Annotated in this window: 14 protein-coding genes; 4 read left to right on the plus strand and 10 right to left on the minus strand. The window is 70.4% G+C overall.

Translation table 11 applies throughout. The features are described 5' to 3' along the window. Positions 1 to 10: 10 nt before the first annotated feature. From ACWDA7_RS20745 to ACWDA7_RS20780, 8 genes are all read right to left on the minus strand, one after another. A complete protein-coding gene (locus ACWDA7_RS20745; protein ID WP_450605700.1) occupies positions 11 to 484 on the minus strand; it encodes an NUDIX domain-containing protein in 474 nt (157 codons plus the stop codon). Between the two features lie 175 nt (positions 485 to 659). Next, positions 660 to 2,630: a hypothetical protein gene (locus ACWDA7_RS20750; RefSeq protein ID WP_450605701.1), complete on the minus strand. Its 1,971-nt coding sequence runs from the start codon at positions 2,628 to 2,630 to the stop codon at positions 660 to 662. Between the two features lie 237 nt (positions 2,631 to 2,867). After that, positions 2,868 to 4,049 carry an MFS transporter gene (locus tag ACWDA7_RS20755; protein WP_450605702.1) on the minus strand — a complete coding sequence of 394 codons (1,182 nt, stop codon included), beginning with the start codon at positions 4,047 to 4,049 and terminating at the stop codon, positions 2,868 to 2,870. Continuing rightward, on the minus strand, positions 4,046 to 4,612 hold the full coding sequence (locus tag ACWDA7_RS20760) for a Chromate resistance protein ChrB (RefSeq protein ID WP_450605703.1): 567 nt from the start codon (positions 4,610 to 4,612) through the stop codon (positions 4,046 to 4,048). Before ACWDA7_RS20760 ends, ACWDA7_RS20755 begins: the two co-directional genes overlap by 4 nt. Before the next feature lie 110 nt (positions 4,613 to 4,722). Further along, positions 4,723 to 5,196 (minus strand): N-acetyltransferase family protein, encoded by a 474-nt coding sequence (locus ACWDA7_RS20765; RefSeq protein ID WP_450605714.1) that lies wholly within the window; start codon positions 5,194 to 5,196, stop codon positions 4,723 to 4,725. 35 nt (positions 5,197 to 5,231) lie between these two features. Further along, a complete protein-coding gene (locus tag ACWDA7_RS20770; protein ID WP_450605704.1) occupies positions 5,232 to 5,651 on the minus strand; it encodes an arsenate reductase ArsC in 420 nt (139 codons plus the stop codon). Between the two features lie 29 nt (positions 5,652 to 5,680). Further along, on the minus strand, positions 5,681 to 6,424 hold the full coding sequence (locus ACWDA7_RS20775) for an aquaporin (protein ID WP_450605705.1): 744 nt from the start codon (positions 6,422 to 6,424) through the stop codon (positions 5,681 to 5,683). After that, complete coding sequence (locus tag ACWDA7_RS20780; protein ID WP_450605706.1) at positions 6,421 to 6,801, minus strand: ArsR/SmtB family transcription factor; 381 nt, start codon at positions 6,799 to 6,801, stop codon at positions 6,421 to 6,423. The genes ACWDA7_RS20775 and ACWDA7_RS20780 overlap by 4 nt, the downstream gene beginning before the upstream one ends. 79 nt (positions 6,802 to 6,880) lie before the next feature. On the opposite strand from ACWDA7_RS20780, the gene ACWDA7_RS20785 reads away from it, so the two are divergent. From ACWDA7_RS20785 to ACWDA7_RS20800, 4 genes are all read left to right on the plus strand, one after another. Then, positions 6,881 to 7,351 carry an ArsI/CadI family heavy metal resistance metalloenzyme gene (locus ACWDA7_RS20785; protein WP_450605707.1) on the plus strand — a complete coding sequence of 157 codons (471 nt, stop codon included), beginning with the start codon at positions 6,881 to 6,883 and terminating at the stop codon, positions 7,349 to 7,351. A 552-nt stretch (positions 7,352 to 7,903) separates the two neighbouring features. Beyond that, positions 7,904 to 8,371 carry a lamin tail domain-containing protein gene (locus ACWDA7_RS20790; RefSeq protein WP_450605708.1) on the plus strand — a complete coding sequence of 156 codons (468 nt, stop codon included), beginning with the start codon at positions 7,904 to 7,906 and terminating at the stop codon, positions 8,369 to 8,371. A gap of 444 nt (positions 8,372 to 8,815) precedes the next feature. Further along, positions 8,816 to 10,057 (plus strand): glycoside hydrolase family 3 N-terminal domain-containing protein, encoded by a 1,242-nt coding sequence (locus ACWDA7_RS20795; protein ID WP_450605709.1) that lies wholly within the window; start codon positions 8,816 to 8,818, stop codon positions 10,055 to 10,057. A 976-nt stretch (positions 10,058 to 11,033) separates the two neighbouring features. Further along, positions 11,034 to 12,173: a hypothetical protein gene (locus tag ACWDA7_RS20800; protein WP_450605710.1), complete on the plus strand. Its 1,140-nt coding sequence runs from the start codon at positions 11,034 to 11,036 to the stop codon at positions 12,171 to 12,173. Positions 12,174 to 12,404: 231 nt separating this feature from the next. On the opposite strand, the gene ACWDA7_RS20805 is transcribed toward ACWDA7_RS20800, so the two are convergent. Continuing rightward, positions 12,405 to 12,878: a VOC family protein gene (locus ACWDA7_RS20805; protein WP_450605711.1), complete on the minus strand. Its 474-nt coding sequence runs from the start codon at positions 12,876 to 12,878 to the stop codon at positions 12,405 to 12,407. A gap of 327 nt (positions 12,879 to 13,205) precedes the next feature. Next, positions 13,206 to 14,126 carry a LysR family transcriptional regulator gene (locus ACWDA7_RS20810; RefSeq protein WP_450605712.1) on the minus strand — a complete coding sequence of 307 codons (921 nt, stop codon included), beginning with the start codon at positions 14,124 to 14,126 and terminating at the stop codon, positions 13,206 to 13,208. Positions 14,127 to 14,651: the final 525 nt, after the last annotated feature.

Below are 14,651 nucleotides of genomic sequence, written 5' to 3' on the forward strand. Positions count from 1 at the left end.
CGACGAGGTGTCAGCCGATGTAGGGGTCCACCCGGGTGTCGTCCATGGCGTGTTCGATCCGCAGCCGCATGGTGGGGTGCACGTCCAATCCGCCGAGGTCCGTGGGTTCGACCCAGCGGACCTGGGTCGTCTCGGAACTGGTGCGGAGCCGTCCGCCGACCGGGCGCGCCCGGAAGCAGATGCTGAACTGCTGGCGGACCTCCCCATCGTCGTACCGCATCACGTGCCCGGGGTCCGTGTAGATCCCGGAGAGTCCGAGGACCTCCACCTCGATGCCGGTCTCCTCACGCACCTCGCGGACGACGGTGTCCCCGATGTACTCGCCGATGTCGTGCCCACCACCGGGCAGCGCCCACCGGCCGTTGTCCGACCGCTGAACCATCAGCACGCGACCGGCGCGGTCCCGCACGAAGGCCACGACCGAGGGGACGACGGAGTTGGCGGGCGGGGCTTCGGGATCGTGCAGATAGTCGATACGACCCATGGATCGGGCTCCCGGTGGTACGACGCGAAGACGAGCGAAGACGGGCCATGACCGGGCCGCCTCTCGCAAGTGTGCTCCTCCGCCGCCTTCTTGCGGCTCAGTGCCGTCCCGCCCCGGTGCGCGCCAGTGGTACCGGCGTCGGGGTACGGGCGTGGTGCCGGACTCGGTACGGCACTCAGGGCGACCGCTGCCGGCTTGAGGACGTGGCCCGTGGCGGCCTGGGCTGTTCGACGTCGCCGCCGGCCGCTTCCATGCCCGCGTGCATCGCGGATGACCAAGGAGCGAGCGCGGGCCCGCCGCGGGTGACACGACGGGCGGCCACGACGGCCCAGAGCAGAGCGAGCAGGCTCGCCATGTGGACGGGGGTGAGGGCGTGGAACATGCCGCGCCTGCGTCCGACGACCGCGAGAAGAATCCCCACCACGGATCCCGCCAGCGACAACTGGACGGCGCCCCGGGACACCGTGCGGGCCGCGGTCACCGCGCGCAGGACGCACCAGGCGTCGGCCAGACCGTCCACGCAGACCAGGTCCGCCGACCAGGACGCCTCGACGCCCGGTGCGCCGGGCACCCCTACCGCGATGTCCGCGGCGGCCAGCGCCTCGGCGTCCGTACCCGAGACGACCAGGACGCCCTCGCCAAGATCCCGGAGCTCGCACACTCGGTCGGCGAGACGTTCGCCTCTGCCGACGACCTGGTCGGCGAGGGAGAGCAGTGCGCGGATGCGGTCGTCGTCGGTCAGTACCACGTGCGCTCCGGTGGCCCGTGCCGCGGCCAGCACCGGCACGGCCAGCGGATCGATCCGGCCGCCCTGCTGTTCCTGCCGGTGGTTCACCAGGACGGCCGAGTCGATCACGACGGCTGAGACCCGGTCGAGCAGGCGCAGTGCGGTCGGGTCCAGCGGTACGACACCGCGTTTCGCCAGTCCGCGTCCGACCGCCGACGCGAAGCCCTCCCGCCCATAGCGGGCGGCTCGCGGCACAGCGGCGAGCAGCGCGTTCGCCGCCCGCGCCGGACTGCGCGTCAGGACCAGCACGGCGGCGGCGGTGAGCGGGGCGAACGCCTCCAGCCGCGCCTCCCATGTCCCGACGGGTCCGGACGGCCGGGACCTGGCGCGCAGGTGCCGGGCCGGCCGGGTGTGCGGTACGCAGTCCGGGCCGGGGCACAGATCCTTCTCGCGCCGCTCCCACACCTCGCGCCGTGCGCGGACCTCGCCGAGGAGCAGCATCCGGCTCGCCGTGTCGACGGCCGGCATGGCGACGCCATCGCACAGCCCGTTGACGACGGCGCTGACCAGCGACAGCAGCAGATCGGCCTGGGGCGGCCCGATCCGCCGCATCAACGGCCTGCGCAGTGCCCGTTCGAGTTCCAGCGCGGCGACCAGCGTGGGCACGGCCCGGGGCAGCGGTGGCAGACGCAAGATCCGCTGGGCGGCTCCGGCGCACACCGCGACGCAGTCGACCAGCAACTCGGTCGCCACGGCCGCGACCGGCACGTCGTCGCCCGGGGTGACCGGCTGCGCCCAGGGGAAGTCCGCGTCCTGCACGCCATGGGCCTGCTCGGCCGCCCTGATGGTGGCCAGGATCCGGTCGATGCCCACGCGTCTCTCGTCGAACGCCAGCAGTACCTCACCGGTCACGGCGTTGATCTCGGCCCATCGCACCCCCTCCAGGCTTCGCAGCGACCGGGTCACCGCCTTGGCCAACCGCTCCTGCAGGTGACCGCCGTGCGCAAGCCCCCGCACCTCGATGTGCGCACGCCCGTGACCGGTCCAGACGCTACGGGTGTGCCGCCGCGGATGAAGGTCGACCAGCGCATGCCCGACCCGCGCGGCGCTCGCGGGCGCCCCCATGGCCCTGAAGACCCTGTGCCGGGCTGCCGACGTGACGATGCGCCCCGCGCCCTCGGCGGTGTGCAGACCCGCCTTGGTCACTCCGACCGTCGCCCCGCCGACGGCCCTGACCAGGAACCACGCCCCCCGGCCCCCGGCGCGAGCCACGGCCGCCACGGCTGTGCGCACCTGGTCCGGGGGCACTGTCCGAGCCGGGATCCGGCCCGGCAGAGCGAGAACGGACGCCACGCTTCCGGCCACGCCCAACATGTACCCGTACCACCGGGCGCCCCACACCCGATCAGGGGAAGCCATGCGGCGTGAACACCAGAGCCGGTTTCGGGGGACGGTCTACACGCCGTCAGCCGCGGATGGCGGCCACGGGATTCGGCCCTCGGATTCGGGTCTGAGGGCGCAGCCGACTGAGCAGGCACGGCTGACGGAGCTGCGGGGCTGCTGGGGTGAAGGGACTCGCCAGGACGCGCACGCCGGGCCAGGGCCCCCTCCTCGCGGGCCCGGCCCGCCGTGCGCTGATGGGCCAACCCGCCGGCTCTACGTGCTCGCGCCCCTGGGTGCCCTGGCCGACAGGACGACGGCCCCCGCCGACAGCAGAACCACGAGCGCCGCGTAACCGTAGGCGAGGGTGGCGGCCGAAGCGACGGCCGCGACAAGGAGGGGACCGCCCGCATCCCCGAGTTCACGGCCGAGCTCGGCGGCGCCCATGGTCTGGCCGAGACGTTCCGTGGGGGTGCTCGCGGCCAGCGCGGCGAAGCCCAGCGGGGTGATCAGGCCGGTTCCGGCGCCGGTCAGAGCCGCGCCCAGCAGGACTCCGGCCACACCGGGCAGTGTGGCGCAGGCCAGCCCGGCAGCGGTGACCAGCAGCCCGGCGACCATGCCGGAACGGGTGGTGAGATGTCCCTCGTCGAGGGCGCGCCCGGCCCTTGGCTGTACGACGGCCGCGCAAGCGGCGAGCACGGACACGGCGGCTCCCGTGGCGACGGTGCCCAGCCCGGCCGCCCTGCCGGAGACAGGCAGGAAGCCCACGCCCACCGACAGGGCCGCGGTCGCGGCGGCCAGCGCGGAGGTCGGGGCGAGGAAGGCGGGGTCGGCCACGCGCCGGGCCAGGTCCAGCACGGTCTGCCGGACCTTCGGCAACGGGGGGACGACGGGTACGGCGAGTGCGGCCCAGGCGGCGACCGCCGCGCCGAGCACGGCCAGTACGGCGAACAGCAGCCGCAGACCGCCCGCCCAGACAAGGACACCGCCGAGCAGTGGGCCGAGGGTGTAGCCGATGGACTTGTAGAAGCCGTAACTGCCGAAGGCCCGGCCGTGCTTGGCCGCCGGGTTGAGCCGGGCCACCAGTGCGGAGGCCGACGGGGAGAACGCGGAGGCCGCTGCGCCCTGGCCGAGGCGGGCCGCCCAGAGCCAGCCGGGGCTGTCGGCGACGACGTACAGGCCGGAGGCGGCCGAGAAGGCTATGAGCCCGCCGAGCAGCACGGGGCGGGCGCCGATGCGGTCTGCGAGTGTGCCGAACACCGGCTTGAGGAGGACTTCGGCACCGTCGTACAGGGCGAGGAGCCCGCCCAACACCATCAGCGAGGTGACCGCGTCCTCCGAGAAGCCGCCCAGACTCGCGGCGATGCCGTGTGCACCAAAGGCGGTCGTGAACCCGGCCCCGTACAGCGGCCATGTCTGCCGACCGGGTGCCGGGCGCACCGGCTCCGCCCGGCTCACAGGGTCTCCTCCGGCGCTTGGTGCAGGGCCGCGAACACGCGTTCCGCGTAGTCCTCGCAGGCTGCGGCGCACTCCTTGAGCCGTCTGCCGGCCTGCGCCGCGTCCGGGGCGCCGAACACGTCGCGGGCCGTCAGATCGCGGTGCCAGCGTCGCAGCCGCTCGAGGGACTGCTCTTCCTCTTCGAGTTCGGCGAGGGTGAACTTCGCGATGCGGATCTCCTTCGCCAGCTCCGCCTCGTACTTCCCGCAGTCGGCCAGGAACTCCGCCCAGTCCGCGGACCGGGCGGCGGTGAACTGCGCCTGGAGGCGCGCGGCGTCCTCAGGACCGCGCCCGGAGGCGGTGAGGGTCACCGCCTGGCCGTCGGCCTGTTCGGTCAGGGCGATCACCCGGGAGACGCCGTCCGCGAAGACGGGCACGTCCGGTACGGCCCACACGCCCTGGCCCAGGGAGAGCGCGCCGACCTTCCGCAGCTCGCGCCAGACCGCGACCCGGTGCCGGGACGGCTCAGCGGCCACTTTGATCAGGAGGACAAGCCAGCGACTGACGGCTCCAGTATTCGACACACCATAAAATGTAACGCCTGTTACCACCCATGGTCTGGGATCGCTCGCTCAGGAGCTCAGCGCCCCGGTCGCGAGCAGCAGCGCCAGCCCGCGCAGATTCGTGTCACGGGTCATGCGATGACAGGGCTGCGGCGTTCGACGAGGGTGACGTCTCGCCATGTGCCGTGGTGCTGTCCGATGCGTTCGCGTGTCCCGATGACGCGGAATCCCGCCTTCTGGTGCAGGGCGAGGCTGCTGGTGTTCTCGGGGAAGATGCCGGACTGGATCGTCCAGACGCCCGCCGCCTCGGTCGAGCCGATCAGCGCCCGCAGGAGTGCCGAACCGACTCCCCGGCCCCGGGCGTCGGGGTGCACGTACACCGAGTGTTCGACGACGCCGGCATACGCGCATCGGTCGGACACCGGCACGGCAGCGACCCAGCCCAGTACCTTGCCCGCCTCGTCGACGGCGACGTGCCGGTGCTGTGGCAGCTTGGCGGCGTCGAAGTGCTCCCAGGTGGGCGCGGTGGTCTCGAAGGTGGCGTTGCCCTCGCCGATGCCGAGTTGGTAGATCGCCAGAACCTCATCGGCGTGTTCGAGGCCCATGGCCACGATGCGAACTCCGCTTGTCGGCCTCACGCTCACTCCGCTGGGGCGATCTCGTCGAGGAGGCCGCGGACACGCTTCTCGATCTCGTCGCGAATGGGGCGGACGGCTTCGACGCCCTGTCCGGCCGGGTCGGGGAGCTCCCAGTCGAGGTAGCGCTTGCCGGCGAAGACCGGGCAGGTGTCGCCGCAGCCCATCGTGATGACCACGTCGGACGCCTGGACGGCCTCAACGGTCAGCACCTTGGGCACCTCGGCCGAGATGTCGACGCCCACCTCCGACATCGCTCGGACGACGGCCGGGTTGACCGTGTCGGCAGGCGCGGACCCGGCGGAGCGCACCTGAACGCGGTCGCCCGCGAGGTGAGTGAGGAACGCGGCGGCCATCTGGGAGCGCCCGGCGTTGTGGACGCAGACGAACAGCACGGACGGGCGCTTGGCGGCGGGAGTGTTCATGGCGGGGTGTCTTTCTGGGCGGAGGCGGGTCAGGGGAGTGTGGGGGCAGCGAGTCCGGGTTCGCCCTGGAGTGGGGCGGTGCTGGTCTGCTCGGGTGCCGGACGTCCGAACAACGCGATCACCAGCCCCAGGCCCAGCGCGGCGCCGAGCAGTTGCGCGGCAATGAAGGGGCCGAGCGAGCCGGGGGCGATGCCGGCGAAGGTGTCGGTGAAGGCCCGGCCGATGGTGACCGCCGGGTTGGCGAACGAGGTGGAGGACGTGAACCAGTACGCCGCGCCGATGTAGGCGGCCACCGCGACGGGGCCGAAGCGGGCGCGACCGGTACGGGCCAGCCCGAAGATCAGCAGGACGAGTCCGGCGGTCGCGACGACCTCGCCCAGCCACAGGTGACCGGCGAAGCGCTCATGGCTGGACCACCGCACGAGCGGCTTGCCGAACATCGCGTCAGCCACGACGGCACCGGCGACCGCTCCCGCGATCTGCGCCGGAACGTACGCGACCACGTCCCGTACGGTCAGCCCGCCCTCGCTACGGCGGTCGGTGAACCAGGCCGCGAGCGTGACGACCGGGTTGAAATGGGCGCCGGAGACGGGCCCGAGCAGCACGATGAGCACGCCCAGCCCGAAAACCGTGGCCAGTGAGTTGGCCAGCAGTTGCAGACCGACGTCGCGGGTCAGTCCGGTGGCTTGAATCCCGGAGCCGACGACCACCGCGACCAGGGCGGCCGACCCCACGCCCTCGGCGAGGGCCCTACGTCCGAGCGAGACGCTCACGCGCTCACCTCGGCCGCCTGCGACGTCTTGAGGAACACGGCGAGCCGGTCGAGCGTGGCGGGCAGCGCCCAGTAGTAGACCCAAGTACCCCGGCGCTCGCAGTCGATCAGACCCGCCTGACGCAGCAGCTTCAGGTGATGCGAGATCGTCGGCTGGGACAGGTCGAAGGCCGGGGTCAGGTCACACACGCAGACCTCGCCGCCCGCCCGTGAGGCGATCAACGACATCAGACGAAGCCGTACGGGGTCGCCCAGTGCCTTGAACAACTTCGCCAGCTCGGCGGCCTGGTCCTCGTCCAGGGGCGCGGTCGTCAGCCCCGGGCAGCACGCGCCGGCCTCATCGCTCTGCCCGAGCACCACAAGCTCTTGCTTCGACATACGTCTATGTTGACATCCTTCGATTCAAGCCACAAGCTTGCATCGACATACATCAATGCAAGCCGATGGGAGCCCTGCCATGTCCCGTGCTCAGCTCGCCCTGCGTGTCAGCGACCTCGAAGCGTCGATCACCTTCTACTCGAAGCTCTTCGACACCGAGCCCACCAAGCGGCGCGAGGGCTACGCCAACTTCGCCATCGCCGAGCCCCCGCTCAAGCTCGTCCTGATCGAGGGCGAGCCCGGCCAGGAGACCCGCCTGGACCACCTCGGCGTCGAGGTCGAGTCCACCGAGCAGGTCAACGCGGCCACCGGTCGCCTAAAAGACGCAGGACTCGCGACCTTCGAGGAGAACGACACCTCCTGCTGCTACGCCCTGCAGGACAAGGTGTGGGTCCACGGCCCCGGCCAGGAGCCCTGGGAGGTCTACGTCGTCAAGGGCGACGCCGACACCCTCGGCAAGAGCGCCGATCCCGCGGCCACGGGTGACGGCTGCTGCACCAGCCAGGCCACCGGGGACACGGCAGCGGCGGGATGCGCCTGCGGCCAGTGAATTGACGGCCGGTTCGAGCGACGCTCGCCGGCTGCCGAGGACCGCGTAGCCGGATGGCCGCATGGCCGGAGACGTACCGACCGGACGCCCGCCACTGCCGTCGGCCGCACGGCCGCGGACGTACCGACCATCGGACCTTGCGCGTCATTCACTGACCGCCCACGCCCCGGGCCCGACAGGCCGGCCTCGGACGCCAGGAAGACTCCTTCGCCCAGGTCAGCACGGTCCGACTGGCCGTTACTCACTTTCGGGTGACGCATGGAATGAGGCCGGGGTGGCGGACCGTGGCGCACGAGTGCCGCAGGCCAGAGGCGACAAGGGAGGTTGACTCAACAGGGCGTCAACCTGGCGCACTCGCCGAATAAATGGACGATGCAGGCAAGCCTCATAAGGATATGGGCATCACGTAACACAGTTCACGTTTCACGCACATCTCCGGCACCCGGGCAGCACGGTGTGAGGGCGCGGCCATCCCGGCCACGCACCCGTACATCGCACAGTCCGTGCGCGGCCTTGCCGCGCACGGCGTGCCCGCACCATGCAGGGGGACCTGTGTCCACTTCCACGACTGCCCGCCGTCTGGCCGCCATTGTCCTCACCACCGCCGCTCTGGGCGGGGTGGCAGCACTGCCCGCGTCCGCCGCCGGCCACCCGGCCCCGCAGCACCGGCCCGACGTGCGGATCAGCCGGGTGCAGTACGACTCCCCCGGCCGTGAGGACGGCTCCAACCGCTCCCTGAACCGCGAATGGGTGGAGATCACCAACACCACCCGCCACGCGATCAACCTCGGCGGATGGACGCTGTCGGGCCGCGACCACCACACCTACACCTTCCACCACTACCGCCTGGGCGCCCACGCAACGGTCCGCGTCCACACCGGCATCGGCCACGACACCCGCACCGACCTCTTCCAGGACCGCTGCCACTACGCGTGGGACAACCACTCCGACACCGCCATCCTGCGCAACGACCACGGCCGCACCATCGACATCGCCTCCTGGGGCCGCCGACACCGCTGACCATCCGTCTGCGCGTAGGTGACCGGCCCCACCCAGGGGCCGGCGCCGCGCACGCATCCGGCGGTGCGCCACAGGCCCTCGCGGGCGCGACGCACCGCCGACGCATTGGCGAAGAACGGCAGAGGTGCTTTCCAGACCTACGTGGTCGAGGCAAGCCCTGAGTGGCCCCCCTCACATCGGCTGGGCTTCCGGCCGACTCCGCGAGGCGCGATCCTGGTAGGCCGAGCGCTGATCAGCGAACAAATGCGGGCCGGTGCGCATCTCACGCTTCGTGAAGCCCACCTCATGCTCATACGGCCCTGGGCGCGACGGGTACCGTCGCGCCTCCCGAAAGGAGGCCAGGCGATGAATCCCCCGTCGTATCGTGACCGCAGAAACACGACAGTGCCGCCGCGGCTCCCCGGCCGGGCCACGACCACACACAGACTGAGCGCCGCTGCCGCCGTGGCGGCAGTGCTCCTGGCGGGCTGTGGCACGGGCACCCCCAAGGCGGCCCCGCACCCCAGTGGCCCCGACGCGTCCCTCGCCCCGCCCGCCGCACCTTCCCACTCTTCATCGGCTCTCGCTCCGTCCGGCGTGCCTTCCTCCCTCGCGCCGTCCGGCGCTCCTTCCCTCTCCCCTTCGTCCCTCGCTCCGGACCTCGCCGCCACCGCCACCGCGTGCACCAACACCACGAAGCTGACCGCGTGGTCGAACCGCCGGCTGGCCATGCTGACCATCGCCGTCCCGGTGTCGGAGACCTCGGTGTCCGACGTCACCTCCGAGGTGAGCGCCGGTGCGGGTGGTGTGCTGCTGTTCGGCAGCAACGCGCCGTCCAACCTCGGCTCCCGGCTGACCACCCTGAAGTCCCATGTACCCGGCCGCCTGGGCCTGCTGGTGATGACCGACGAGGAGGGCGGCGGCATCCAGCGCATGTCGAACCTCGTCGGAAACCTGCCCTGGCCCTCGTACATGGGCGCGCACTGGACCCCGGCCCAGATCCAGCAGAACGTCGCCAAGGTCGCCGCCAAGATGGCCGCCGCCCAGGTGAACATGGACCTCGCACCGGTGGTCGACGTCGACGGCAGGAACGTGGCCCCCGGCCGGACCAACCCCGACGGATGGCGGTCCTTCAGCGGCAACACCTCGGTGGTCTCCAAGGACGGTGTCGCGTACATGAACGGGTTGCGCGACGGACACGTGATACCTGTCGTCAAGCACTTCCCGGGCCTCGGTGGCTCCACCTACAACTCCGACTTCGGCCCCGCCCGCACCCTGCCCTGGTCCACCCTGCAGAAGGTGGGCCTCCCGCCGTTCACAGCGGCCATCAAGGCCGGCGCCCCGGCGATCATGGTCTCCAACAACATCGTGCCGGGCCTGGGCACCAATCCGGCGAGCCTGTCCCCCACCGCCATCAGCTACGAGCTGCGCGGCAAGCTGGGCTTCAAGGGGCTGGTGGTCACCGACTCGCTCAGCGCCAAGGCGATCTCCGCCGCCGGCTTCAGCGTCTCCTCTGCCGCCGTCCAGGCCCTGCGCTCCGGTGCCGACATGGTCATGTTCGACCTGGGGACCAATGTCAGCTCCCAAACGTCCTCGATCGCCACGGCGATCACCAATGCGGTGGCCGGCGGACACCTCGCCCGCAGCCGCCTCATCGACGCGGCGGGGCACGTCCTGGCCGTCCGGCACGTAAATCTCTGCTCCTGAGCGAGAGCCGATCGCAGCCCTTGCCCGGTGACTCCCTGCGTTCCCTGCCTGGCTCCGGCGCGAACCCGGCACACGGGTCGGGGCATCCGCCGTCGGCACCGCGCACAGCCTGCGCGATCTGAGCGTGTGCCAGGAGCGCGCCGCCCTGGTGGCCTGGGACGAGAGGGATGTGGCCGGCTCGCTCCGGTTCGACCGGAAGGGCGGCGGACCGAAGCTGCGGTCGGCGACACCGCGACATAGGCCTGGGCGCCCTGCCACGTGTGAGGCGCCCAGACCGGCTTTCGACTCGCGTGCGGGGTCAGGCCCACCACGAGGGGGCGAGCCTGACCCCGCACGACGGCGCCGGCCTCCCCCCGGAGTCCAGGCGACCAGACCCCGCCCGGGGTCACTCTCTTCAGCGGTCTGTGTGGCTGAGGTGTCACGGGTGACGGCAGATGGTTGCAGGACCAACGCTCCCGTGAAGCCGGCCACTTGCGTACGTCACATCCGGGTCACACCCTTCACGGAAGCCGCGCATGGCCGACACGATGCGCGCCAGGCGTCGCCTTGGGATGGGCCCTGACCTGCTCTTACAACGCTCTCGACCCCCGGCCGTCCGGCCCCGGCCGGACGCTCACCGAGGCCGAGGAGTCCGACACTCAGGCGCAGGCACACATCACCTGCCCCCGGCCGCCTCTACGCCTGCTTCAGGGATCCGGACCCCGAGCTGACGAACGGCTCACGTGCAGGTCACGGGCGGCGCCCAGTGCTTGACGTGAAGCACCTCTCTCCTCCCGACCTTGATCAACGAGGTGCCGTCACGCGCCAAGATCACCAGACGGGTGAGATGTGATACGCCGTCAGAGGGTCGGCGTTCGGCCGTCGCCGGGACAACCGGCCCCCCGTAGAACACCTCCCATAGCGTTCGGACGCGAGGAGATCCCCCGATTCATCGCGGGATCCAACCAGGCTCCCCCACGGCCGTAAGGACTCTTCCGTGCACTTCGCGCCCAAAGCCAGCGGCACACTCGCCGCCATCACGCTGGCCCTCGGGCTGGCCGTCCTCCCCGCCCCCGCCTACGCCGCACCGATCACCTGCGACGAAGCCGCCCTCGTGGCCGCCATCGGCACCGCCAATCTGGCGGGCGGGGGCACCATCGACCTGGCGCCGAACTGCGTCTACTCCCTCGACAAGGTCGAGTCTCCCACCGGCGGCAGCGGACCGAACGGACTGCCGGTGATCACCGAACCCATCACCATCAACGGCTCCAACTCCGTCATCGAACGCGCCGCCGCACCCCTCACCCCGAACTTCCGCATCTTCGAGGTCGGCGGCACGGACGGCGAGCTCACCCTCAACCGCGTCGCCCTGCGCAACGGACACCTCGGTGACGAGTACGGCGGCGCCGTACTCGTCAACGCCGGCCGCGTCCTCTCCGTCGACAACAGCATCCTGACCGGCAACACCGCTCACGAGGGCGGCGCCGTCGCATCCTTCGGCGGTAGCAGCACCACGATCGCCAGCAGCATCATCAGGAACAACGCCGTCAACTGGGGCGGCGGAGGCCTGTACACCCTCGGCGGCAGCATCACCGTCCGCTCCACCATCGTGTCGGGTAACGAAGCCCACCACGGCGGCGGCATCCACAATCTCGGCACCCTGCTCCTGCAGTCCAGCTACGTGCGGAACAACTCCGCCCAAGCCGAGGGAGGCGGTGTCTATAACGTCGGCACCGGGACGATCAGCAGCAGCAGCGTGCAGAACAACACCGCCGACGTCGGCGGCGGTGTCTTCAACCTCGCCGGCTCTCTGACCGTCAACTCCAGCACCATCAGCGGGAACAGCGCGGCCGACGAAGGCGGTGGGATCCGAAACTTCGCCACACTTGACGTCAACTCCTCCAGCCTCGCGGCCAACAAGGTCACCGCTGCCGACTCCCGGGGTGGGGGGCTCTACAACGGCGCGGGCACCGCGACCCTCACCAGCAGCTCCGTGCTGGGCAACAGCGCGGTGCTCGAAGGCGGCGGCATCTTCGAGAATCCCGGCAGCACCGTCGACCTGGTGGGTAGCTCCGACGTCGGCAACACACCCGACAACTGCCGACCCCCCGGCGCCGTCCCGGGCTGCGCAGACTAGATGGACGCTTGAGCGGGGGCATCACTCGGGCGACCGACACCGTGAAAGTGGGAATCGAACGACGCCTCCGCTGCCCCGGAGGCGTCGTTTCCGCTGGTGGGTCAGCTCTCCGACTGCGCGCAACCCGCCCGCGATCGGGCTCCACCTGGACGGGCAACGTGGAGGGGCCCGACAAACACGGCAGGTTGGCCCTGAGCGTGCGCAGCCCGTGCCGTCCCACCTGACGTAATGTCAGCGGCCGGGCTGGCGTTCAGTGATCTCCTGAAGCACCCAACCATTGCCGTCCGGGTCGCTGAAGGTGGCGTAGGAGGCATAAGAGGTGCGGTCGGGGTGCGGGCCGGCGATCCGCTCCTGGCCTGCGCCGCGGTGGACGGCGTCTCCGGCCTCGTGGCCGTGGTGGAGCAGTCCTCCGGCGTCGTGGAACACCTCGCTCACGTCGATGCCGCGGCCGACGAGCTCCGCGCGCGCCTGTTCGACATCCGAGACGATGAGGTACAGCCCCTGGGCGGAGCCGGGGTCGGCGGAGATCATGCCCTTGCCGAAGAGGATCGAGCACGCGGAACCGGGCGGCGTGAAGTGCACCAACCGGTAGTCGTCACTGAACGTGTTGTCGACGTCCAAGCGGAATCCCGCCGCCTCGTAGAAGTTCTTCGCCCGATCGACGTCGGAGACGGGCAGCACGATGGCTTCGAGCTTCAGATCCATCTCTTTTCACCTTCATGGAATCGAATTCCGAGAGAACGCGATATCGGTGGAGCAGGTGGAGACCTGGGACTCGATGCGTCACCTGTGAAGTCGATGGCGTCGACGTCTCCGTCAACTGCCGCAGCCGAAAAGCTGCAGGACGCCCGGAATCGGGCATGGGCACTGGGAGCTCAGGGAGGCGGCCGATAGGCGCCCTGCCAGTCTGCCCCGAGCGCGACTGGTGCGCATGCGGAAGGAACGGTCGGTCCCATCCTTCCGTGCTCGGCACCGCGTCGCTCGGGCTGTTGCGCCGAGGCGCGTACGTCCAGTGGCGGCCTCGCTCATCCCTCACCCCTCGGCGTACGGGGTTGGGGACCCGACCTGCGAGGCTGGGGCCTCCCCCGCCACGGAGAGCGCCGTGACCAATTCCTCCAGGTCAGCTCCGAGTGGGGTGTCGCAGTCCCAGACGGCCTCGTAGGCGATCTCGACGGGTTTCCCCGCTTGGAGGAGGGGGCGACAGCTCGTGTGTTCGTGTGTGATCTTGGACCGGGGCAGGAGTGCCGCACCCAGGCCTATCGCCGCCCACTCGTCCACCGCCCGGAAACTGGCGGCTTCGCCGGGGTACGTACGCAGCGCCAGGTCGTCGCTTTGGAAGAGTTCGGTGGTGAAGGTGGTCAGTCCGCAGGTACTGGGCCCGAGGATGTAGGCGGCGTCGGCCACGGCCTTGAGCTCGACCGGGCTGTCGTCCCCGGAGGCGGCCGGGTCGATCACGACCACCGGTTCGCGGGCGATGACGCGGTGCCGGAACGTGGGCATCCCCGCCACAGCCGGAACGAGGACGATGTCCAGGCGGCCTGCCTGGAGGTCGCTGGTCAGAGGCTCGAGGTCTGCCTCCCGCAGGACCAGGTCGCGTGGACGCGTCAGGCCACGGGCGGCCTGGAACGTCCGGGCGACCAGGTCGGCCCCGATCAGGGGTGACACGCCCATGCGGATCGCTTCGGTGACCGGACGGGCCAGCCGCTGGGTCTCGGCGAGAAGGGTGTCGAGGTCGTCGAGGACGTCATCGATCAGCGGCAGGATCCGTGCGCCGTGTGCGGTGGGCTTGACTCCGCGCGGTGAGCGATCGAAGAGCTTGACGCCGAGCTCCTCCTCCAGCCGTGCCACGCCATTCGACAGGGCCGGCTGCGTCACCCCGTAAGCCCGCGCGGCGGCGCTGAAGGACTTCGTGCGGGAGACGGCCTGGGCGTAGCGCAACGCTTCGATGTTCACGATGACGATTCTCACCTCTGCCGTATAGCGACCCGTTATACCCGCATTCGCCCCGATCCTCTACCGGAGCCGCATGGAGCGCCCTACAGTCTGAGACGTTCCCGGACATTCGGGGACCAGTTAATACCGAAGGCCCGGGCCGTCACCCGAGCCAAACCTTCTTCAATTCGTCCGACACTCATCCGGCGACCCGATGTCCGGAATGCAGAGCTTCACGCCCTTCATAGGTGACTCAGCCACCTTCGACATGCCGCTTGCGCATCACAAGCACAAAGCGAATCTCCGGCGCTCAGGATGAGCACTCGCCCACCACCTCTGGGCGTACGTCATTTCCACATCCCCCTTTTATCTGCTTATCCAGAAACAACTCAAGCGCGGGCCCGTACGGCTCGCTGCGACCCGCGCAGAACACGCACCGAGGAGTACACGCATGTCCAGCAACACTCTCGACTTCACCGGGCAGAAGGTCATCGTCATCGGCGGTACCAGCGGTATGGGGCTGGCTTCCGCCCGCCGTGTCCTTCA

Source organism: Streptomyces sp. NPDC001156 (assembly GCF_053598275.1).

Bases quoted from the DNA above. Each gene is read 5' to 3' on its own strand.
- ACWDA7_RS20765 (WP_450605714.1), bottom strand. From the start codon at position 5,196: ATGGGCCTCGAACACGCCGATGAGGTTCTGGCGATCTACCAACTCGGC.
- ACWDA7_RS20745 (WP_450605700.1), bottom strand. From the start codon at position 484: ATGGGTCGTATCGACTATCTGCACGATCCCGAAGCCCCGCCCGCCAAC.
- ACWDA7_RS20780 (WP_450605706.1), bottom strand. From the start codon at position 6,801: ATGTCGAAGCAAGAGCTTGTGGTGCTCGGGCAGAGCGATGAGGCCGGC.
- ACWDA7_RS20785 (WP_450605707.1), top strand. From the start codon at position 6,881: ATGTCCCGTGCTCAGCTCGCCCTGCGTGTCAGCGACCTCGAAGCGTCG.
- ACWDA7_RS20805 (WP_450605711.1), bottom strand. From the start codon at position 12,878: ATGGATCTGAAGCTCGAAGCCATCGTGCTGCCCGTCTCCGACGTCGAT.
- ACWDA7_RS20750 (WP_450605701.1), bottom strand. From the start codon at position 2,630: ATGGCTTCCCCTGATCGGGTGTGGGGCGCCCGGTGGTACGGGTACATG.
- ACWDA7_RS20770 (WP_450605704.1), bottom strand. From the start codon at position 5,651: ATGAACACTCCCGCCGCCAAGCGCCCGTCCGTGCTGTTCGTCTGCGTC.